Annotated in this window: 22 protein-coding genes; all 22 read right to left on the bottom strand. The window is 59.7% G+C overall.

From position 1 onward, the window contains the following. Nucleotides 1-926: hypothetical protein (locus tag ACFWVD_RS26580; protein ID WP_379247306.1), on the bottom strand; the 926-nt coding region annotated here is incomplete at its 3' end. 139 nt (nt 927-1,065) lie between these two features. Next, nucleotides 1,066-1,383 carry a hypothetical protein gene (locus ACFWVD_RS26575; RefSeq protein WP_379247305.1) on the bottom strand — a complete coding sequence of 106 codons (318 nt, stop codon included), beginning with the start codon at nt 1,381-1,383 and terminating at the stop codon, nt 1,066-1,068. A 51-nt stretch (nt 1,384-1,434) separates the two neighbouring features. Then, nucleotides 1,435-2,844, bottom strand: coding sequence for a hypothetical protein (locus ACFWVD_RS26570; RefSeq protein WP_379247303.1), 1,410 nt, complete (start codon nt 2,842-2,844; stop codon nt 1,435-1,437). Nucleotides 2,845-2,875: 31 nt separating this feature from the next. Then, nucleotides 2,876-4,471 (bottom strand): hypothetical protein, encoded by a 1,596-nt coding sequence (locus tag ACFWVD_RS26565; protein ID WP_379247301.1) that lies wholly within the window; start codon nt 4,469-4,471, stop codon nt 2,876-2,878. A 37-nt stretch (nt 4,472-4,508) separates the two neighbouring features. Then, nucleotides 4,509-5,441 (bottom strand): hypothetical protein, encoded by a 933-nt coding sequence (locus tag ACFWVD_RS26560; RefSeq protein WP_379247299.1) that lies wholly within the window; start codon nt 5,439-5,441, stop codon nt 4,509-4,511. 623 nt (nt 5,442-6,064) lie between these two features. Next, complete coding sequence (locus tag ACFWVD_RS26555; RefSeq protein ID WP_379247297.1) at nt 6,065-8,164, bottom strand: hypothetical protein; 2,100 nt, start codon at nt 8,162-8,164, stop codon at nt 6,065-6,067. A 473-nt stretch (nt 8,165-8,637) separates the two neighbouring features. Beyond that, a complete protein-coding gene (locus ACFWVD_RS26550) occupies nt 8,638-9,717 on the bottom strand; it encodes a DUF6301 family protein (RefSeq protein WP_379247295.1) in 1,080 nt (359 codons plus the stop codon). A gap of 91 nt (nt 9,718-9,808) precedes the next feature. Then, nucleotides 9,809-10,105: a hypothetical protein gene (locus ACFWVD_RS26545; protein ID WP_379247293.1), complete on the bottom strand. Its 297-nt coding sequence runs from the start codon at nt 10,103-10,105 to the stop codon at nt 9,809-9,811. A gap of 161 nt (nt 10,106-10,266) precedes the next feature. After that, nucleotides 10,267-10,611: a hypothetical protein gene (locus tag ACFWVD_RS26540; protein WP_379232429.1), complete on the bottom strand. Its 345-nt coding sequence runs from the start codon at nt 10,609-10,611 to the stop codon at nt 10,267-10,269. Nucleotides 10,612-10,646: 35 nt separating this feature from the next. Further along, a complete protein-coding gene (locus ACFWVD_RS26535) occupies nt 10,647-10,805 on the bottom strand; it encodes a hypothetical protein (RefSeq protein ID WP_379247291.1) in 159 nt (52 codons plus the stop codon). Nucleotides 10,806-10,900: 95 nt separating this feature from the next. Further along, nucleotides 10,901-11,842 (bottom strand): hypothetical protein, encoded by a 942-nt coding sequence (locus ACFWVD_RS26530; RefSeq protein ID WP_379247289.1) that lies wholly within the window; start codon nt 11,840-11,842, stop codon nt 10,901-10,903. Between the two features lie 94 nt (nt 11,843-11,936). Next, on the bottom strand, nt 11,937-12,332 hold the full coding sequence (locus ACFWVD_RS26525) for a hypothetical protein (protein WP_379247287.1): 396 nt from the start codon (nt 12,330-12,332) through the stop codon (nt 11,937-11,939). Between the two features lie 41 nt (nt 12,333-12,373). Then, on the bottom strand, nt 12,374-12,505 hold the full coding sequence (locus tag ACFWVD_RS26520; protein WP_379247286.1) for a hypothetical protein: 132 nt from the start codon (nt 12,503-12,505) through the stop codon (nt 12,374-12,376). A 431-nt stretch (nt 12,506-12,936) separates the two neighbouring features. Next, nucleotides 12,937-13,233, bottom strand: coding sequence for a hypothetical protein (locus ACFWVD_RS26515; RefSeq protein ID WP_379247284.1), 297 nt, complete (start codon nt 13,231-13,233; stop codon nt 12,937-12,939). Continuing rightward, nucleotides 13,211-13,441, bottom strand: coding sequence for a hypothetical protein (locus ACFWVD_RS26510; RefSeq protein WP_379247282.1), 231 nt, complete (start codon nt 13,439-13,441; stop codon nt 13,211-13,213). Before ACFWVD_RS26510 ends, ACFWVD_RS26515 begins: the two co-directional genes overlap by 23 nt. 34 nt (nt 13,442-13,475) lie before the next feature. Beyond that, the gene (locus ACFWVD_RS26505; protein ID WP_379247280.1) at nt 13,476-14,183 is read right to left on the bottom strand and encodes a PE-PPE domain-containing protein; all 708 of its coding nucleotides are present in this window, start codon (nt 14,181-14,183) and stop codon (nt 13,476-13,478) included. A gap of 518 nt (nt 14,184-14,701) precedes the next feature. Further along, nucleotides 14,702-15,484 (bottom strand): N-acetylmuramoyl-L-alanine amidase, encoded by a 783-nt coding sequence (locus ACFWVD_RS26500; protein WP_379247278.1) that lies wholly within the window; start codon nt 15,482-15,484, stop codon nt 14,702-14,704. Nucleotides 15,485-16,114: 630 nt separating this feature from the next. Next, nucleotides 16,115-16,261, bottom strand: coding sequence for a hypothetical protein (locus tag ACFWVD_RS26495; protein ID WP_379247276.1), 147 nt, complete (start codon nt 16,259-16,261; stop codon nt 16,115-16,117). Between the two features lie 52 nt (nt 16,262-16,313). Beyond that, a complete protein-coding gene (locus ACFWVD_RS26490) occupies nt 16,314-18,362 on the bottom strand; it encodes a hypothetical protein (protein ID WP_379247274.1) in 2,049 nt (682 codons plus the stop codon). Between the two features lie 334 nt (nt 18,363-18,696). Then, nucleotides 18,697-18,819 carry a hypothetical protein gene (locus ACFWVD_RS26485; RefSeq protein WP_379247272.1) on the bottom strand — a complete coding sequence of 41 codons (123 nt, stop codon included), beginning with the start codon at nt 18,817-18,819 and terminating at the stop codon, nt 18,697-18,699. An 855-nt stretch (nt 18,820-19,674) separates the two neighbouring features. After that, nucleotides 19,675-20,175, bottom strand: a complete 501-nt coding sequence (locus ACFWVD_RS26480) for a DUF6301 family protein (RefSeq protein ID WP_379247271.1) — start codon at nt 20,173-20,175, stop codon at nt 19,675-19,677. A gap of 100 nt (nt 20,176-20,275) precedes the next feature. Further along, nucleotides 20,276-20,536 carry a hypothetical protein gene (locus tag ACFWVD_RS26475; RefSeq protein WP_379247269.1) on the bottom strand — a complete coding sequence of 87 codons (261 nt, stop codon included), beginning with the start codon at nt 20,534-20,536 and terminating at the stop codon, nt 20,276-20,278. Nucleotides 20,537-20,702: the final 166 nt, after the last annotated feature.

The following is a 20,702-nucleotide window of genomic DNA, read 5'->3' as shown; positions in this document are numbered from 1 at the left end:
ACCTCGCCAAAGAATTTACCGACCGGCTCAAGGGTGTTCTTACGCACGGCCTCGAAGACTTTTTGCACCGTGTCCCAGTTACCGACAATCAACGTCACAACGCCGATCAACGCCGCAATCCCCAACGCGATCATACCCAACGGGGACTTCATCATCGAAGCGTTGATCTTGCCGTGCGCACCGATCCACGACTTGGTAGCACCTTGCACACTCTTCCCGGCAGTCGACGAATTCTTCATCGCCTTAGTGAGATTCGCGAGCCCCTTCGGCGCCTTCGCCCACCCCGCAACCATTTTCGCGTGGGCGGCGCCGTGGTCGAGCATCGCCTTGAGGCTATCCTTCAGCGCCGCTGACTTACCTTTCAGCGCCGTAACTTTTGCCTTTATCTCCTTGATCGCCGCGCCGGATTTGCCGGTGTTCGATTTGCCTTTATCGCCGGGCGGTTTTTGTTTTCCACCAAGGCCGGGTTTGCGGGTGTCCACTTTCCCGTTTGCGCCTTGTGCACGCTTATCTGCCGTCTCGGGATCGTATTTCCGATTCGTCTTGGGGTCCGTCTTGTCGAAGCTATCGATAATCGACTGATGCAATCTGTCACCGGAGAGTCCGGCCTTCTCTCGGCGCCGCACCATCCCATCGAAGGTCGGACCATCCTTGTTGCGATACTTCCGCAAATCTCTGAATTGAAGCCAGCGAACACCCAGCCGGCTCTTCATCATATCGCGAGAGTCGAGGCGCGCTCGATGGCGAACCTCTTGCAGTCTTCTAGCACGTTCTTCTAACGAAACTCCGGCATCTTCCCACGCTTTATCAAGTGGCGAAGCCTTCCTGAGCTCGGCGTTATACCACTGTCTGGCGCCCTTGAAACTCAATGAGCGATCAGCGGGGCGGTCAGCACCGCTTTCCTCGTCCGAATCCATGGTTGTCACAACGACACTCCCTATGTGACCTCATCGCCGCGTTTCACATCCGACAACAATGCGGACCGTCACAAGGCGTAGAAAAGCAGTCGGAGAGCGATCCGAAAGACCGCTCTCCGACTGCTGGAGGTGTAAGATTTAGTTAGATTTATGCACAGTGGTCGCGAATGTACCGGGAAATATCCTCGATATCACTCTCAGAGCCGGCCACTCGACCTCCTTCATCGGGCCACCAGCTGAATCTGAGAATGCTCTTTCCGCGTTTCAGGTGAGTGCGGTTGTAGTCGATACCCGCATCGGGGCCATCGTATCCGTATACGACACGCCACCCGTTCTCGATGTAGGCGTCGAGTACCTGGCTATAGCATTTCGTCGGAATATACGACTCGGTGGGAAGTCGGCGAATTCGTTCCGCGCGATCAAAACATGAAGCCTGCACCATGTTATAGAGCGTCTTGAACTCCATATCCATCCTTAATTCCAGAGTCGTAGCAATTCTGACCTTGCACTGAGGATATCAACGCCGAACTGCGGCGTAGGTCAGTGCCTTTCGGGCGGCCAGCGCGGTGTCGTGCGTATGCGCGTGACCAGACGTCGGCGCACTGATGTTGACCGCGAGTGAGCGGTCGAGTCGATCGCCGCTCGGCGCGATCGGGCTGGCGATCGCCAGTTGGGGGCGGTCGGCTCGGGCCAGCGCCCGGGCTTGGGCGCCAGCGGTCACCGGCAATGATCGCGCGGTGGCCGCGTAGCCCGACCCGGTGGTCGACCTGGATTCGTTGTTGATCGCCTCGAGCACACCCCGGTGCTTGGCGGTGGCAGCCGCGTTGACGACGAACTCACCGTTGGACATCATCACCGGGACGGCGTCCTCGCGCGGTCCGCCTGGTCCACGGACCACACCACCATCGCGCATCTTGGTCGACCATTCGACCAGGGTGTCGCCGATCTTGGCCAGGCCGAGGTTCTTGCCGCCGACGACAGGCACCCAACTGGGAATGGTGAAGTCGAGCTTCTTCAGTACCTCGCCGACAGCTTTGAGCACGATCGCGCACGCCTTCTTGAGGGCGGTGAAAACATTGCCGATGATATCGCCGACGGAGTTGAACGCTCCCGAGACCACCTGCACGGTCTTCTTGAAGGCCGGGACAACCGTTTGGCTCCACACCTTCTCGAAGAAGTTGATGACCGGTTTGAGCGCCTTCTCGAATGCCTTGACCAGTGCGTCTTTGAGCTTGTTCAGCCAGTTCATGATCTTGTCGATCCACGGCTTCAGGTCGTCGACGATCTTCATGATCGTGCCGAGACCGCCCTCGCTCAGGGCCTTGTCCAGCTCGCCTTGCTGTTTCTCGTGCTCGCCGTGGTCCTTCGCGGCGTTCTTGTGCTCACCGCTCGACTGCTTGACTGCGGCGGCGAGGGGCGACATGCGGGTTGCGGCGGCCTTCGCCGCGTCGACCAGCTTCTTCGTCGCCGTGGCGTGCGGGGCCTCGAGGACGTCGGCGGCCTGCTGCGCGACGCCGAGTTCCTGCTGCGCGGTCACCAGCGCCTTGGCATCGTCGCCCTGGCCTTTGCCTTCACCCTCAGGGCCGCCCGTGCCGGGAGGCTTCTTCGCGCCCTGCGGTTTGCCGGCTCCGGCCTGCGGTTTTCTGACGGGCCGCTTGCTCCCCGGTGCCGGACGCGCACCACGCGGTTTCCCACCCGTCTGAGCGGGTGTGGCCGCGCCCCCTGGAGACTTCTGCTGACGCGCCGGCACACCCATCGGCGCCGCCGCGGCAAGCGCCGCGGCACCGGCGACGCCACCAGCCGCCGCACCGCCGACCTCGGCTGCGGCGTCGCCGTCGTCATCGAGTTCGTCTTCCTCGGGATCGAGATCGTCGAGTTCTTCTTCGTCTGGGTCGAGGTCGTCGTCCTCATGCAGGGATCGGGCCATCGTCTACTCCTTGGTCATGCGTCGCCGCGGTTTACCGCCGTCCGGCCGCGTAGGTGAGATCCCGTTGCGTAGCAACAGCTTTCGTGCGCAGGTAGGCGCTGTCGTGCTGGGTAGTCGTGAGGTTGATCGTGGTCGACCGATCGAATCGGTGCGTGGTCGCCACATCGGGCAACGCCTGGGCTGGTTTGACGCGCGAAAGACCCAGCGAGGCAACAACTTGCGCGTCCCGACCGCCGACATTGAGGGTGTCTTTGTTGATCGATTCCAACAGTGGCCCGTAGCGCGCCGTCGCCGCGGCGTTGACGACGAACTCGCCGTTGGACGCCAGCACCGGCACCCGGTCCTCGCGCGGACCACCCGGACCCCGCACCACGCCGCCATCAGCCATCCGTGCCGACTGCGCCCACGAGGTCATCGCCCCACCGAGTCCGGCCAGGCTGAGCGTCGCGCCACCGAGCCAGCCGGGGAGGCTGAACTCGATCTTGGCGACCACCGAGCCGATCGCGGCAACGATGTCCGCTACCTGGTTGACCACCCCACCGAACAGGCCCCCGATCCCGCTACCCAGCCTGCCGAGCGCGTCTTTCACCTCGGTGATTACCGAGGTGAATGGCGCGAGGCACGCAGCGAACACCTTCTTGAAGTAGTCGCCGACTGGCTCGAGCACGTTCTTCTTCACCGTGTCGAAGGCCTTCTTCACCGAATCCCAGTGCTCGACGAGCAGCCCGATCACGACGATCGCGATCTCGATCGCCGCGACGATCTTGCCGATCACCGATTTGCCGACAGCCTTGTTGAGCTTGGTCTGGGACTTGTCCCACTTGTTCGACGCGGCCTCGACGCTCTTCTGAGCACCCGCTGATTCCTTGTGCGCCTTCGCCAGATCGTCGAAACCCTTCGACGATTTGTCGACGTTCTCGGTCATCTTCTGGCTGGTCGTCGCGTGCGCGCCAAGGTTCTTGACGTCGCCGCGCAGCACCGAGGTTCGATCCTTGAGCGCCTTGGTCTCATCGGTGATCGGTTTGGTACCGCCCGCATTCGACTTACCCTGCGACGCTTTATCCTTCGCCGCACTCGCCGTGTCTTTGACCTGCGAGACGGCATTCGACAGGCTCGCCGGATCAGCCATTGCGGCGAGATAGTCCTTGCCCTGCGCAAGGGCGGCTCCACCGAGCCCGCTCAGCGCGGCCTTGGGATCAGCGACGGCCTGGCGCCAGTCAACTCCTGACGTCATCGCGCCCATCGCCAGACCGCCGGCCAGACCAGCGCCGCCGCGCACCTTCGCGCCGAGCCCGCCCCGGGGCCGACCCTGCGGCTTCGAGGGCTTGCGTGGCTTCACCGACTGTCTTGGCGGTGTGGCCGTTGGTCGCGCGCCCCTAGGTGGTTTGACCGGAGCCGGTCGGTTCTGCTTCTCGTATTGTATTGGTGTTTCTCGTCTTTCGACGTTGGGCTGGCCGCCCCTCGAGTGATCGGAGTCAGCAACGTCGGCTTTCGACGACTCCCCCGAACTCTTCACATCGGACTTGCCCGCGCCGCCCTTACCTTTGTCGCCGGCGTCGAGTGGATCGCTCGCGGACAGCGCCGCGCGCAATGCGGCGTCGAACTGCGCGTCGCCTTTACTGCTCATCGTTGTAACCACTCCCTGAGGTGTCCGAAAGGTTGGGCTAGCGCGACCCACCCGCGTAGGTGAGCGCGCGTTGCGCGTGCACGGCGCGCGACCGCGCGAAACTGGTGTCGGTCCCGCGGTCGAGCGCGATGGTGGTCGAACGGTCGATCGCGCGAACTGTCGCGCCGGTCCGCCGCACGCCACGCGGTGGGGCGATATGCGGACTCTTGGTCAGCGCCGACCGGCCCGTGTCGGCACCGGCCACCCGCAGGTGATCACTGCCGACCGCAGCCATCACCGCTCGCTTCGGGCCCCCGGCGTCAACGACGATCTCGTCGGTCGAGCCGGCCGGTGCCTTGGCGCGGCTCGCGCCGACAAGACCACCGTCGGCCATATGCGCCTGCGCCCACTGCGTCATGGCATCCGCAACGCCGCCCACGCCTGGGAACCACCGAAACTCGCCGAGGAGACTGGCGACCCTATCGACGACCACCGCGACGTAATGAACCATCTTCTGGAACACCCCACCCACGGTCGAACACAGCGCGTTGAATGCGCCGGAGACAGCCGTACTGATGTGGGTGAAAGGCTTCAGGACCTCGCCGAACTGCTCCTGGAAGAACTTGCCGACCGGATCGAGCACCTTCTCCTTGACGACACTGAACGCCGCCTTGATCTCGTCCCAGTGCTCGATGATGAGCGTGATCGCGAGAATCGCGGCACCCAGGGCGAGGGTGAACCAGCCCAGCGGCGACGCGTTCCACACCAGGTTCAACGCGGTCTGCGCCACCGTCCACAACTTGGACGCGCCACCGATGATCTTCTGCACGGTTGACGCGGTGCGAATCGCCTTGGTCAGCTTCTTGAGGTTCTTGGCGACACCGCCGATCTTGCCGACCATCTTCTTGCCGGCACCCGCGTGATCCTTGATGGCCGCGACGTTTTCCTTGAACGCACCGCCCAGGTTCTTGAAGGCATTCGCCTCATCCATGAGCCCTTTGGTGTCGACCTTGCCACCCTTGGGTTTGCTCCCCTTCGGTCCTCCAGGTTTGCCAGCCGCCGGGGATTTCGCAGGGGGACGTTTCGCCAGGTCTACCGGCTTGCCCCTATTCGGGGGTGCCGCAGTCTTTTTCGGACCAGCCGCTGCCAGCTTCTGCCCTGTGGCCGCCTGCTTCCAGTCGACACCGGGCGGCTTCGCGCCCGCACGACCACCGCGCGCCGGCGGCTTCGGCGCAGCGCCACGCTTCGGCTTGTCGGCCTTACTCGGCCGAATCGGCTTCCTCGGTGCCCCAGCCGTGGGGCGTGTGCCCCTGGGATGATCGTCGGCCTTGGGCGGATTCGCCTGTCGCGGTGCGGGTTTGGATGTAGAAGGCCGAGGCGAAGGGCTCCTGCTGGGCTTCTTCTTATCTTGTGCCGCATCGTTTTTCGGATTCTGGTCCGTTGTGTCGTTGAGCCCGTCCAAAGAGACCGGATGGATCTCGATGTGAAAGCCAGCCAACGGACCCGGATCACCCTGCGGTTTCGAATCACTCATCGTTTCCAACCTTTCCGATCTCTTGAGAATTTCCGCCGTCTACTTGTCAAGACCGAGTCAACCGAGTAGCGGTCACCTGGCTACACGCCAACCGGGCTGAACCGCGCATCCTGCACGGCCTGCAACATCCGGATCTGCGCGAACGCCGCGTCGACATCAGCAACCCGCACATCAAATGTGCGCGGACCAGGCCCGTTATCCGTACGAGGCAACGCACCGTCGTGCAGGAACGGCGGCCGATACACATACCCGATCTTGCGCTCCTCAGCCTGGGCGGCACGCAACACCGACCGATCGATCACAGCCATCACCTCGATGCCGGACCCCCTACGCGGCGCGGGCCGGCCTTGCCCACCCACCAAACCACCGTCAGCCAACCGCTCAGAAGCCCAAGCCACCATCGCATCACCGACACTCTTCAACCCGAACGACTTGTTGACCGGGAATCCGATATTTATCTCGAGCCGCTGGAAAATCTCACCGATCGCCTTCACAATCCCCGCGACCGTCGACCGCACCGCACCAACCGCACCACCGACAACCCCACCCATCCCATTGAACCCGGCCATCACCGCATCAAAAACCAAACGATACGGCGTCACATAAACCTTGAACGCCGTCATGAAGAACTCAGCCACCGGCGTCAAAACGTTCTTCAACACCCAATCAAACGCAGCCCGAATCTCATCCCAATGCTCCACAATCAACTGAATAATCGGCACCGCCGCCGAAATAGCCGCCGCTACCGTCCCCACCGGCGAAAACAACATCGCAATATTCAGCAACTCCTGCGCAAAAGCCCAGTCATTCGAAACCTTCTCGATCAACTCCTGAGCCTTAGCAGAATCAACGACGTCAGAAACAAACGCCGACATCTTCGCCGCCGCATCTCCAGCCATCGTCGCCAACCTGTTCAAACCATTCTGAACATGATCCTTGAACGACGACAACATCCTGCCAAACTCGACAGCCTTCGCCTTTAGTACCGCTAGTGTTCCACCATCAGACTGAGCGTCACCTCCTGCACCTTCGACAACTTGGCCGGGCCGTGTCGAATTTTCCGTCGACATCGGCAGCCCTTGCCCGATAGCGTCGAAGTTCTCGACTATCGACGGCGGATCGGCTGCAGCGCCCGCGACCCCCTGTGACGTCACCAAACTTACCGCAAGTAGGCCACCCGCTACGCCAACCTTCTGAGCTTTCGGATTGCGAACCAGTTTCCTGAATTTCGGCGAACGCACAAGATCGACCATCTCACTACCGATAGTAAATCTCGACCACGTTGGCGTGCCAATGACCTGTCGACCAGTCGGTTTACCATCGGGGCTCATCTCGTCTACATACGGAGCATGCACCTTAAGATAATCGAGCTTGACCTTTCCATGGCCCGCCAGGGTCTCATAGAAGGTAGTGTTGTTTCTCGCGTCATAGTCTTTTAGTCGCTTTAGGAAGAGTTTATCTTGACGAAGTTTGTACCGGATATACAGACGCGTTCCTTGCAGAACTCGCCACTGCCGGCCATGGTCGTCTCGTACATTCGCTTTGCTTAGGCCACTAGTGTTGGCCTTTGCTTCAATTACAACAATCTTGTCGCCGACAATAGCCACGACATCGACGGTGTGCGCCCCTCTACGCAATTGTTCGTCACCATCAAGCGGAAGCAGAACCTCGCCGCCGTGCTCACGTATTAGGTGCCTGAGATACGCAATTGAAACCATTTCGCCGACAGTATTGCCACCGGTTTGACGAGAAGACTTATTCCGCCTATTTTCGACGAATCCACGACCATAGGACTTTATCCGCTCTACCGCCGGAGAGTCGGTGGGGCGCGGCGAGAGCATCGCGTCGACCTCTTGCACATCTTGCGGAATAGCGCTACCGGGCACCTTGATGCTCTGGAAGACATAGCCATGGCGAGCGAGGACATCCGAAAGATGCTTCCGATAGTTACTCTTCTGGCCGATCTTCTTGGTGAGCTCACTCCACGACAATCCATCTGCCCGTAATGAATTCGCTTCGACTTCCAAGTCGACATCCGGTCTCGTCGAAGAGAAATCCGCTTGCGACTTCTGAATTAGGTCATTAACCCTATTCTTATCATCCTCCGATAACTCGAAGCTTTTGGGTTCTCCTTGTTCAACTTTCGCACCGTCGGAAATAGGTGTATTATTCTTGTGCATTTTCGCAATTCACCAAGGGTATGGCTGAGCCTCAATCCCCACCTAGTCGGTCAGATCGGTACCTCAGCGTTTGGGCATGAGGCTTTGACCTCATTAAGGATCACGCGTCGTAGGAGGGAATTGACCATGGCAGGTGGATATAGATGCAGCCAGAATAGGACTCTTTGCATGCACCAACGCCGCAGCCCTGCGACGCAGCAAGTGACTGAACGCTGCTGGTGGCCACAGAATTCTCGCGGCAATCGATGGAGCCAACACGTTTCTAACGTGGGCCTACACAACGACGAGTCGGGCGAGGCAAGGTTTTTCGATGGCAACTCAAGGCTGCAACTTCACCATCATGACGTGAGCCGCCGCAGAATAACCTAGATGTGCACGTAGCTCAGTCAGCTAGCGGAGTTGGGACTATCTACGCGACTCGCGGTATCGCATGTCGCCGAAATATCAATGACTAAAGTGCTACTTATGATAATTCACCGCAAGCGACTATCGGCGCTTTTAAACGCAACAATATCCGGAATAAGCGCAGATTGATCGTTCCAGATAATCAGTTGGACGTCCGCGGGTCCATTAACACTCAAGACATCACACAGGATCATGACAGCGGCTTCGGCAATTGCTTCATACTCATGGTAGCGGCCAGGCCACACCATCGACCGTTCCCAATCAGCATTGTGCATCGCGGGAGCGTCTGTCCAGCCGAGCCCGACCCATTTTGCTCGATCTTCCTGAGCCATTTTATCCAAGCCGAGGCACCTATCGGCGCTCGGGATCAGACATAATAGCTCGTGCCACCCCATCTCGAACCGCACACCACTACCTTCACTGGTTGCGAGTGCAAGCTCACCGTTTACCGGCAATCGCGACAGAGTCAACGCCAATGCGGAAGTGAACTCGCGCCACGTGCGAGGGAACCCGTCTTGTTGACTTGAAACTTCAATGTTGTCGTCGTCGCGATCATCATCATCAAAGTCGCCATCATCATCAAAGTCGTCGTCATCCTCAAAGTCATCGTCATCCTCAAGGTCGACGTGATCTTTAGCGATCCGATTCAGATGATCTTGATATACCGGGTTAACGAGGCTCAGCTGGACCGAACCGTCCTGCCGATCAGTCGACAGAAAGATCACAATCCCAGGAAGGCTCCAGACGACCTTCAGATTCATGTCGTTGACACGATGGTGTGGTGACCCGAATTCTATCGAAAGTCGGCCGGCGAGCTCGGCAAAACTGTTAGTCAGATGTATCCGGCCTTCCGGCTTGGACTCGTCCACCGTGTCAGCCAAGTACACGAGTAATTCCTTGGCTTCTTCGCCTCTAATCCCCATACGATCAAAGAACGCGGGGTCATAGACCGCATGTCCAACGGGATGCGTGATACTGAGACTTGTCCGAATCTTCGCGAATTGAGGACCACGCCCGGTATCCACACTTGACGCGAGTGTCCAACCGGCTTCGTGACAGAATCGTCCGACACTTTCGATCGTCCAAGACCAGTCGAAACCCACTGCGAGGCGCGCGATGTGGACGGCTCCGTCAATGTCGGTATGCATGTTCGGATACTACTTCCTACGACGTGAGTGGCGTTGGTCAGATCAGTTTCCCGAACCCGAGCGAGCGTCGGTGAGCACTGCACAGCAGGTCTCAACTGATTGCGGGTTTGAAGATGTCGACGATGCTGTTCATTGTCGACAGGCGGCGTTCCTCGCGGACTGCGTCCATCGCGGTCTGCGGACGGGGCATCGGCTTCACCTGGGGTGGATCCGCGCCGGCTGCCGCGATCACAGCAGCTTGGACGCCTTGTAGCCCGTCGATGATCGACAGCAGCAGATACGTGTCGAGGGTGTAGCCCTCTGGGGTCGGCGGCTCTTCGGCATCTGGATCGGGATCGGATTCCTCCATGTCGAGCCAGTACTCGGCGAGCTCACGGTCCAACGCCAAGGCCGTCTTGTAGTGCGACCCGCGCGGCAGGCGGTCCTTGAACCGCCAGATGGTGCGCCAGTCGCGGGTGCGGAACTCGATGGGCCCGAAGCAGTCTCGGATGTCGATGCCGCGCTCGAGTAGGTCGTATTCGAGCGCGGCACCGAACTTGTCCCAGAACTCTACGAGCCCTCGGATCCCCCCGGCAGCTCCATGGCACCTTCGCCGTAGAAGTGGGCGTACAGATCGTTCTGGAAGGCGACCCATTCGTCGATGGGGCGGTCGGCGAACAGGTCGTCGACCGCCTCGTAGACATCGCCCAGCAGAATCCGCAGCTGGTCTTCTTCGTCGTCGGTCTCGGCCAGCTGACGTGCCTGACGGCGGGTCAGTGGCTGGATCGCGATGTCGGCGGTCAGGTGGTAGGGGCCGCGTCGCTTGGCTGCCAGCTCGCGCTGGATCTCGTAGAAGCGGCCTTCGTCACCGCCGGCCACCTTTGTAGACGTCGACGTTTTGCGGGGTGCTGCCATCAGGGGATCTCCGGTTTCGTTGTGGTGGAACGTAGTTACTTGGCGGGCTTGGTCGCGACGGCCTGCTTGACGTCTTCCTTGACGCGGTGGCCGAGACCGAACTTGGCGTCACCGAACGCCGAGGCGTCGAACACCTGGTAGTCGTGAGTGCCGTCGGTCATGGTGACCGGGAACTGGGTGGGGATAAAGGACACGGGTTTGCCCCGCTTTCTCTCCGGAAGCTGACAGGAAGTGGTCGCGTGCCGTGACCGGAGAAGCACGGCACGCGACCACGTTGTAGGGCCGTCGACTAGGAAACAGTGACGACGCAGTTGACCGAGGCCATCGCGGTGCCACCGGTGGGGGTGTACACCACACCGATGGTGGTGTTGCCCAAGGTGGCGTTCGCGGCCGCGGTAACGAAGCCGGCCGCCGACACGGTCACGTTGGTACCCGCCACCGGAGTGAAGGCACAGTTGGCGTTGGGCAGCACGCCACCGAACTGGTCGGTCACCACGATCGGTGCGGAGGTAGTGGAGCCGCGAGTCACGCTGATCGGCGCAGGCACCACCGAGGAGACGGCGTACTTGAAGCCGGTCGTGGACAGCATCTTCTGCCAGCCGGTGCCACCGAAGCCGTGGGCGACGGCGTAACCGAGGTGGTCGTCCTTGAACGCGGTCAGGGTCAGCTTCTCGCCCATCAGATTGGTGGGGGTCCACTGCTCGCCGCCCCACTTGGTGACGGCGACCTTCGGCATGATCTTGAAGATGTAGATCGGGTTGGCGTCGGAGCCGTCCTTGCCGATCACGACCGCGGAGTAGTAGTTGATCTGCGGGGTCGCGGGCTGCCAGAAGCCGACCTCGCCGTTGGCCGCGGCCTGGGTCGAGGCCAGGTTGGCATTGCTGGTCAGGGCCAGGTTCAGCAGGTTGGTCTGCTGCGGCTCGAACTCGATGGTGGTGATGTCGCTGGTGATGTCATCGCGCACCGGCTGCATCTCGCCGTAGGCCTCGATCGGCGAAGCCGTCACAGCGCGGGCGAAGTTGATGCCGGCCTTCTTGTCGATCAGGCCGACGGAGTGGTACGACGCGGGCAGCGGCAGCAGATTGCCGGTGGCGTCGGTCATGCTGCCGGGGGTCACCGGGGTCGAGTTCGGCCACGGGGCCAGGAACACCGCGGCGTCCAGCGGCTTGAGCAGCAGCTGACGCTGGGCGGCCTTCAGGGTGGTCAACGGGGTGGACGAGATGGGAGGCAAGACAATCTCCATTCATGTGCCCGGTGTACCGGGCTGGACAAGGAATAGGCACGCACGCGATCGGGACGATGCGGGAGTGCCGGTGATATGCCGTCTACTGACGGCGGGCGTCGATGGTGAAGGCGAGCTCGACCATCTGGTGCAGCGGGTCGAGGTCTGGGAACTCGCTCGTCCCGCGGCTGCGACGCAGATTCGGGGCGCTGAAGCGCGGTTCAGCAGCTGCGATTTCCTCTACGTAATCGACCAGCACGCCGTTGAAGCGTGCGGCCGGGGCGTTCAGAAAGGCATCGCGCACCTGAATCGCCATGGTCTGCGCCTGTTGCCTGCTGCTGTGAAAAACGACCGCCTGCACCTTCGCCTGGTAGGTGATCGCGTTGACATCGAGCGTGCCGCCCGTGGTGCGAACCCAGATCAGCGGCAACGCGAGCTGGCTCGCCTGCGCAGGCAAAAAGCTCACGGTCGGCGCGATCGGTGTGAGCAGCCCGATCATGAACTGCTCGAAATCCGGGAAAGCACCCGCATATGGACTTGTCATGCCGCGTCACCGTCATGTGCGTAGCTGACCTCAACCTGCACGCGTAGTTCGCCAAATGCCGACTCCGGCGGTTCAGGCGAAACGAGGTCGGCGTCGGTAGTGGTGATGGACATCGTCGAATCAGTCATAGGGACTCCAGTTGGGGAACAAGTAGTGCTGTGCCATAACCACATTCGCCAACCAGGACCGCGGGCGAACAGTGCCCCGGCATCAGCTTCAGAGGCCGAGCAAGGGCAGGACAACGGGCGCGAGCGCGATGGCCAGCTGAAGCAGCTCAATCAGGACAGGGAGCATGGAGTTCACCTCCTCTCAGTCATAGGCGAAAACTCCCCAAGTGAGGAAGCTGGTAGTCCCGCCCCCAGCGAGCGAGGGGCGACGCCGGGGGCGGGACCTACGACCCTTGGACACAGCGACGACATCTCAACCGCAGACCACCTGCGGGAAACGGGCGCATCTCAAGGGGCGCAGCATGCGGCAGACTCGAAACCCGCACCGTATCGAGTGTTCTCCGGGGGCCGACCGCATGCAGTTCGGGAACGCCTCACCGAGTCGGTGGGCGTCAGAGTTCTTCTTGAAGATTCGCGGGGATCTTGTATCGGGCCGACGGAGGTTCCTCGCCGGGGACATGTTGGCGTAAGAATGCGAGCAACTCGTCGATGTGACGCTGCAACTCTCGGATCAGGCGGATCGCGTCGCGGAAGCGCCGCTGATCATCGACTGCTTGGTTCTCCAGCGCGACGACCCGCTCCCGCAACTTGGCAACTTCACGGGCTTGCCAAGCCGTGATCGCGCCAATTACGGTCGCGACGGCAATGCCGACTGCCTGAACAAATTCAGGGCTGAGCCAACTCGACACCAACCTCACCCGCCGATCCGGCCAAAGGGATAACCGCCGGCCTGATCAACACACCCGCGATGACAGGTGTGGCCAGTCCGTACAGCGTGAGCAGCGTTTCGATCCACGCCACATCGACCTGACAGCCAAGGGCATAGCCGATCACGCCGGTGACAGCTACGAGAACCGATCGAACAAGTGCTGGCTCGGGGACTTTACCACTTCGCATATTCGATTCCTTTCTGCAATTTCAGAGATTCGAATTATTCAAACGCATTGATTACCGCGGCCAAGCGATAGCAATATCCGGCTTCGCGATACACGGCGTTATGCTGCCCGCCGCGAACATAACCATCGATCAAAGTCGCGGCCGTACTCCACTGCCGCCACTCCCGCAGCGGACCCCGCGACCACGCGTGCAGGGTCAACTGCCACCGATTCGCTCGGAACCGTTCGGCCAGCCCACTCGTCCAGCCACCCAACTCAGCGAAACTGAACGCCGAGACTCCATCGGCAAGCGCACGTAACGGCGAATCCGCTGGACAACAGGTGATCCCATCGGCCGCGTGCGCTACCTCCCAGGTACGAACATCGCTGGGCCACGGCCCGTGCTCGCCGTTGATCCCGAAACCGCCCGGGTCGCCGAGCAGCGAATCACCGCACCTGCGTAGCGGGTTCGCGATGTTGGCTGCCCACAGCACGTCGCACTCAGGAAATTCCCCTCGCGCCTTGGCTTCGAGAAACCGCGAGACAACGATGGCGCCGAGGCTGTAGCCGAGTAAACCAACCGGATACTTGGCCGCCCGCACCGCAGTCGCGAGAGCATCGACGCCAGCCGCGACTGAGAAGTCTTCCGAGCACCCATCGATCCTCTTTTGAGGATTCATCGGTCCGATACTGGCGGGATAGTCCACATCGGCACCGATTTCATAGCGCGACTGATCAAGATGCCGCGTGACCTGAGCCAACATATTGTTGCTCGATCCGTAAGGTTCGCCTGTGCCTCGACAGGTCAAGACTGTAATCAATGACAGGCCTTTCAGAAACTTGGGAGATGGCAGCCTCGTCCACACACACAATTTGGGTGCGGACGAGGCCGCCGGCGCCCCGTCGTCCAGCCAGCTACACCGCGCTATCGAGCTGCGGGAGACATGCCGGGCAGGGCGTGACTGAGAACGCTTTGGTTGGACGTGTCGAACCCACGCCCACGGTGCGGGTTCGACACGATTATCCGGCCAGTACTTCACCAACACTCCGACTGGGACTGTCAGGAGATATACCCGGATTGCGGAATGCGGCGAAGCTCGAAATTCGCGATAGAAACACTTGATCGGAGGTCTGCCGCAAAGAATAGCGAAGGCAGCGAAACCGCCCTCAGCCTAAAGACATTCAGTGCCGAAGTGGCATGTTGTGTCTGGATTTATCGTATCGCACTGCGTGTGACAGGTCGAGCGGAAGTGACCAACATATTCGAGTCACACGCACAGACTCACGGTTTGACAGCTGTGTGCTGCTGTTGTTCGATCCGGTCGAGTCGAACCAGGATCTCGGCGAGCGCATCGACTGCTGTACGGCCCCCAAGCTGCGCCCAACCCCCGTACTCACCAACGTCACGCTGACGCTCGCCGCACAGTTGCTCGCGAATATCTTTGACATCACTGCCAATCGGGCCGCAGAAGCCAGCGATGAAGTCTTGGATCTGCTTGATGTCAGTCATAGCCACTGGCGCGTCCTTCTGGTTGATGATGGCCTGGACATCGGCACGGAATTCGTCCATGTCAATGCCAGCAGGGTCGATTTTTCCTTCGCGGCTGTATTCGCGGTGCGCGACACAGTCATCAGCATCTCGGCCGATGTGTTTCAGGATCGCGGCACACCCGCGCTTATAAGCATCGATCTGCACATCGGTCCAGTCCGACCCGTCGCCCCGCGACACTGCTTCGATACCGATCGTGTGAAAGTTGGCGTTGTCAGTGGGCCATCCGTGCCAGCTGCCTCGGCCAGCATGCCAGCACACGCCCGCGGCGATGACTCGGAAGCTGCCATCGCGTTCTAGGACCAGTTGTGCCAGCGGACCTTCCAAATCCGGTCGGCCGTATTGCACAATTCGCCAGTCATTGGTACCGCCGCCGGCGGTGTGGTGACAGAGAACGCCGAGAATCTCGCCGAAATCGCCGTGTCCGCGGTCTCGCCAACCATCATGCTCAATGACCGTGAGACCAGCGTCGCGCAGGATATCGGCCAACCAAAGGGGGTCGCCGCTGAGAGACATAGTTGTCCTTCCACGGCCATTAATTGGCCGTCGCAAGAGGATTGATGATGAGAATGCGCCGGTTCTCCAGCGACTGCGGCTAGGCCCGAATGAGCGCCGATTCGTTTGTCTAGCGCGTTGTTCATACCACCGCTGCACTAATACTATCGGGACCGGTGTGACAGTCCAGCCAAAGTGACCAACAGGCGCCGTCGCGTTACCAGCGAAGGCCTGTCATTGAATTCTCGCACCGGCAGTTGCTTCTACTTCGTCACGATTCAGGCCCGGCAGAGCCAGGCCCGGTAGGGCTTGTGTAACCCCAGGCTGGCCATCACGTGGGCCGATACGATCCGGGCCCAGCTGGTGTAGCCGACGAATCCCGACGGCTGTCGCGAGGACGGTGTCGCGAGGAACATGCCCATCGGCTAGCACAGCCCGGACCGATCACGAGGGTGTGAGAACTTCATCGTTACCCACCGTGCGCCGGCGGCTTCGGCGGAGCACCATGCTTCGGCTCGTCGGTCTTACGCGACCGAATCGGCTTCTTCGGTGTCCGAGCCGTGGCCGTGTACCCCCTGGGATGATCGTCAGCCCTGGGCGGATTCGCCTGTTGCAGTGTGGGTTTGGATGCAGACGACCGGCGCGAAGGACTCATGCGGGGCTCTTTCTTATCTTGCGCCGCAACCTTTTCAGCTTCTGATCCGGTACATCGCCGAGCCCGTCCAAAGAGGCCGGATGGATCTCGATGTTGAAGCCAGCCAACGGATCCGGATCACCCTGCGGTTTCGAATCACTCATCGTTTCCAACCTTTCCGATCTCTTGTGAATTTCCGCTGTCTACCTCTGCTGGCTACACGCCAACCGGGCTGAACCGCGCATCCTGCACGGCCTGCAACATCCGGATCTGCGCGAACGCCGCGTCGACATCAGCGACCCGCACATCAAATGTGCGCGGACCAGGCCCGTTATCCGTACGAGGCAACGCACCGTCGTGCAGGAACGGCGGCCGATACGCGTACCCGATCTTGCGTTCCTCAGCCTGGGCGGCACGCAACACCGACCGATCGATCACAGCCATCACCTCGATGCCGGACCCCCTACGCGGCGCGGGCCGGCCTTGCCCACCCACCAAACCACCGTCAGCCAACCGCTCAGAAGCCCAAGCCACCATCGCATCACCGACACTCCTCAACCCGAACGACTTGTTGACCGGGAATCCGATATTGATCTCGAGCCGCTGGAAAATCTCACCAATCGCCTTCACAATCCCCGCGACCGTCGACCGCACCGCACCAACCGCACCACCAACAACCCCACCCATCCCATTGAACCCAGCCATCACCGCATCAAAAGCCAAACGATACGGCGTAACATAAACCTTGAACGCCGTCATAAAGAACTCAGCCACCGGCGTCAAAACATTCTTCAACACCCAATCAAACGCAGCCCGAACCTCGTCCCAATGCTCAACAATCAACTGAACAATCGGCACAGCCGCAGAAATAGCCGCAGCTACCGTCCCCACCGGCGAAAACAACATCGCAATATTCAGCAACTCCTGCGCAAAAGCCCAGTCATCCGAGACTTTATCGATAATCGCCTGCGCCCCCGCTGAATCAATAACATCGGTCACAAACCCCGACGCCGCCGCGACAGCACCTCCAACCATTACCGCCAAATCATTCAGACCATTCTGAACGTAGCTAGTAAATGAAGTCGCCATTCGCGAAAACTCGGCGATAGTCGCCTTCAATCCGGACAAGACACCGTCATCAGTGGATGTCCGGACTGAACCACTCAAGTTCATGCCGCTATATGCCTCTAAACCTGGCGACGCTGATTCACCACTGGCATTCCCAGCACTTGCGACTGACACACCTGCGGCAACCACAGCAGCGGCCCCAACGACGCCGGCCGCTCGACCTCGTGGCGCACGACTAGTTTTGCCAGGCCAGGCGATCTGCTCCCGCTTTACCTGCGCCCGCATAGCATCGCGAGTTGCCTTGTCGGGCCTGGGGTCGCCGCCAGTCATCGGCTCAAGCGGACCAATTCCCGCTTCTCCAATATCGAAGCGATAGCCGGTGACGGTAAGTCGATCGGGACCTCGCTGCGGTAACCCCCTCTTGATTTTCAAGCCCCGTTGAACCCGAGCCTGAACCACCGAGTAAGTAATATCGGCACTACCAGACTGTAGCTGGTCCAGAATATGCAGTTCGTCGCTCAAATGCCCAAAGGTCATCTTGTGCAGCGTCAACTGATACCGTAGCTCTTCATCCACCCGCAATAGGTCACGAAGATACATCCGCGACCCTTGACGAACAATGTGCCACTTACCATGCTCGTCTTTGACCAGGCGCGTCCCCAGCTTCGGCCATTTCGACTCACCCCCCTTCGCTTCGACTACAACCAACTTCCCATTCACGATCGCGACGATATCGAGAGTGTCCCCACCTCGTCGCCCAGTCACCAGTATGCCATCTCCTGGTTTGTTCCCAGCATCGCGAATCTGTTGCTCTAGATCACGCTCGGCAACTTTGAGTCCGATGTCCTCAGTTAATTGATTCGGCGCGGCTCGAATCCTCCTTGTATGCTCAAAGAGCTTTTGGAACCGACTAACTCGAGCCTGATTCGAATCGCCACCAGCAAGTTCGTCATCTAACTCCGCCTGCGCTGCTAGATCATCAAAGTGTTCCTCGCGATCTTGCCGATGCCTCGGAATTTTCGATACATCGACACCATACCGCGAGACCTCGTTTTCATATTTCACATTCCTAACAGCTCGTCGGAACAGCGAGATCTTTCGGCGGCGTATAAGTGGATCCACCTCCAGCCGAGTAGCATCGTCAACCGAAATCGTCGACGGGTCCACTGGGGTCACAGAAAATTCATTTACTGACATTTAACACCTACATAATTAGCGGAGCGTGATTATTGTCCTGCAAATCGGTTCATGCAAATAGACACGCGCCTCGTCCACGCCAATGGGACCGACTAGGACCGGTTAGCATTTGGCGAACATTCGTGCCATCGGATAAGTCACCGAGGCAGCGGCGAATACTCACGAGTCGGCGGCTGTCAGAGCTAAGAGTTTCTACATTTCAGTGAACGAGAGAACATTCCGTAATGCTGCGAGCACCCATAAATCTTCAAAGCCCTTGATTGCGCCCAGAGGGGTACGCATAACTGTCAATTCCCACATGATTTAGATGGAACTGGTCAGGTTATGCGGGCAGTCAAGGACGGCCCACAACCAGTTGGATGAGGGCGTCGATATTCCGGGTGCTCTGTTTCGCCGCGGTCGACATGTAACTGCGTAACGCGGCGAAATGTTGCGCACCGTCATCGACCGTAGGCACCCCGACACCTTCTGCCGGAGTTTGACCATCCGGATATCATGTTCGGCTCCATTGTTATCCGCCGGGACCAGCGGATTCGTAGTGAACCGCAGGTAGTCATCATGGCGGCCTCATAACCGGCGAGCCAGGCGCGTTATGTTTGCGAGCGAGTTGGTCGCCACGACCGGAGATTGCCGCGCCCCTCGAGCACTGCTGCGAACCGGAACCGACCGACGCGCTCGGCGAGATCGCCCGCGTCGATCTCGGCACCGGCAGCGGGCGGCCCAGGTGAGCACACCGACAGTTGGTGTCGACCCGGAACCCGGTCTCCTCGAACCCGCCACGGGGACTGCGGCGATCTGGTCTGCCACACGGGCGAGGAATCCGTCGAGGTCTTCGACGGCGCGGCGGCTGATCGCTGAGATCGTGGCCTGCGACATCGCGAGCCCGAACTTTCGGCAGGGTGTGGCAGCACGCTGTTTCGACAGGAACTGCCCGGAGTACAGAAACACCGCGGCTGCGGTGGGTGCCGGGCCGTATTGCACCGACACCGCGACCCCCGGCTGGGTGTCCGCGCCGCACGGGCAGCGGGTGGGCGCGGAGTCGCTGTTCGGTGGCGCTGGCTTTGATCTCCGGCAGGTCCACGACCTGTCGGCGAGTGGTGCCGGACTATACACAACAGCACCCAGGCATACCATCGCGTTTGCGCAACACGGTCAGCGACGAATAACCCGATCCATCCGAATATACGGGCGATTACAATCAGGATGCCCTACGTGAATATTAAGCAACGACTAACAATCCGTCCCCCACCGATTCCCAGGCGAATCTTCCGACGCTCTATATTTTTACAACTCCATGTAGAATTTTTCCATACTACTCTGCATCAAGATCCTGGACTTCCATCCAGTATCGAGGGTTTAGGATCTCTAGTAGGATATATGTTCCACGCTGCAGCAGACTAATGACGCAGTCATGGTCGATCCAGCGAATCCGCTTGGGCTCCAGGTCGACGATAGTAGGCTCGCCGAATTCTATAGTCAGCTCTGCCACCATCGAGTTCATACACTCCGAAAGAGACGCTGCGACTGTCTTATTCTTAACACGAGAAATGTCGGTGACATACACAGTTATCCGCTCTAGCGATTCGTCGCGCCCACTAGGACCTCTGATATATTGCCTATTGCAGAAGACATTGGCTTTTTTAATATTGACCCGCAGGTTCGTTACCAAGAACGAAGCGCCATCGGCTCCCTGATCGGGGTACACCCAACTATTCTCTGCACAAAACCGCTCGAGGTCGCGCTGCGCCCAAGTCCATTCGAAAGAGCGCGCTATCTTCGCGACACGAACTGCACCTTCGATATCCCCCTGCATATTTTATCCTTTCATCGTCAAAGCATTAACACGGAGTCCTGCGGGGTCACTTAACCCGAAGTGATGGCAAAGCACTATAATCGCCCTGTCCACCATCAATTCATGTTACGTTTACATAGAGTTGCATGACGCTGTGCGGAGAATAGCCCTTTCTTGAAACCAGTCCTTTCGAAGACAGTACGAACCCGGCCGACGGGTCCACCGTCAACATCGATTTGAGTATCACCCGATCAGGCACTTCATGATCGACCTGTAATTGTGCAACGCGACAGAAGGCATCAGAATTCTCGTTGGTCCACTGCCAGTCGAAATCCGCTGCCAGTTGGCCAATTCGAAGTGCCCCGTCGATGTCTGCGTGCATGCTCGGATACTACTGCCTGAGTGAAGTGATCGTTGGCCAGGTGTTGCGGGTCATGATGTTACTGACTCTGGCGAAGGGGTGAGCTGAAGCGGACGGGCCTCTGGAGTACAGGAACACCACCGACACTGCGCAGCCGAGGGAGCGCAAATCAGCCTGCGGGAAACGT

Origin of the sequence: Nocardia sp. NPDC058666, assembly GCF_042714895.1 — a bacterium.
Lineage (GTDB): Bacteria > Actinomycetota > Actinomycetes > Mycobacteriales > Mycobacteriaceae > Nocardia.
This window is presented reverse-complemented; position numbering and strand designations above follow the sequence as displayed.

Excerpts from the sequence above, each read along its gene's own strand:
- ACFWVD_RS26575 (WP_379247305.1), bottom strand. The coding sequence starts at position 1,383 with ATGGAGTTCAAGACGCTCTATAACATGGTGCAGGCTTCATGTTTTGAT.
- ACFWVD_RS26570 (WP_379247303.1), bottom strand. The coding sequence starts at position 2,844 with ATGGCCCGATCCCTGCATGAGGACGACGACCTCGACCCAGACGAAGAA.
- ACFWVD_RS26565 (WP_379247301.1), bottom strand. The coding sequence starts at position 4,471 with ATGAGCAGTAAAGGCGACGCGCAGTTCGACGCCGCATTGCGCGCGGCG.
- ACFWVD_RS26560 (WP_379247299.1), bottom strand. The coding sequence starts at position 5,441 with ATGGATGAGGCGAATGCCTTCAAGAACCTGGGCGGTGCGTTCAAGGAA.
- ACFWVD_RS26555 (WP_379247297.1), bottom strand. The coding sequence starts at position 8,164 with ATGCACAAGAATAATACACCTATTTCCGACGGTGCGAAAGTTGAACAA.
- ACFWVD_RS26550 (WP_379247295.1), bottom strand. The coding sequence starts at position 9,717 with ATGCATACCGACATTGACGGAGCCGTCCACATCGCGCGCCTCGCAGTG.
- ACFWVD_RS26540 (WP_379232429.1), bottom strand. The coding sequence starts at position 10,611 with ATGGCAGCACCCCGCAAAACGTCGACGTCTACAAAGGTGGCCGGCGGT.
- ACFWVD_RS26525 (WP_379247287.1), bottom strand. The coding sequence starts at position 12,332 with ATGATCGGGCTGCTCACACCGATCGCGCCGACCGTGAGCTTTTTGCCT.
- ACFWVD_RS26520 (WP_379247286.1), bottom strand. The coding sequence starts at position 12,505 with ATGACTGATTCGACGATGTCCATCACCACTACCGACGCCGACCTCGTT.
- ACFWVD_RS26510 (WP_379247282.1), bottom strand. The coding sequence starts at position 13,441 with ATGCGAAGTGGTAAAGTCCCCGAGCCAGCACTTGTTCGATCGGTTCTC.
- ACFWVD_RS26505 (WP_379247280.1), bottom strand. The coding sequence starts at position 14,183 with ATGTTGGCTCAGGTCACGCGGCATCTTGATCAGTCGCGCTATGAAATC.
- ACFWVD_RS26500 (WP_379247278.1), bottom strand. The coding sequence starts at position 15,484 with ATGTCTCTCAGCGGCGACCCCCTTTGGTTGGCCGATATCCTGCGCGAC.
- ACFWVD_RS26495 (WP_379247276.1), bottom strand. The coding sequence starts at position 16,261 with ATGAGTGATTCGAAACCGCAGGGTGATCCGGATCCGTTGGCTGGCTTC.
- ACFWVD_RS26490 (WP_379247274.1), bottom strand. The coding sequence starts at position 18,362 with ATGTCAGTAAATGAATTTTCTGTGACCCCAGTGGACCCGTCGACGATT.
- ACFWVD_RS26480 (WP_379247271.1), bottom strand. The coding sequence starts at position 20,175 with ATGCAGGGGGATATCGAAGGTGCAGTTCGTGTCGCGAAGATAGCGCGC.
- ACFWVD_RS26475 (WP_379247269.1), bottom strand. The coding sequence starts at position 20,536 with ATGCACGCAGACATCGACGGGGCACTTCGAATTGGCCAACTGGCAGCG.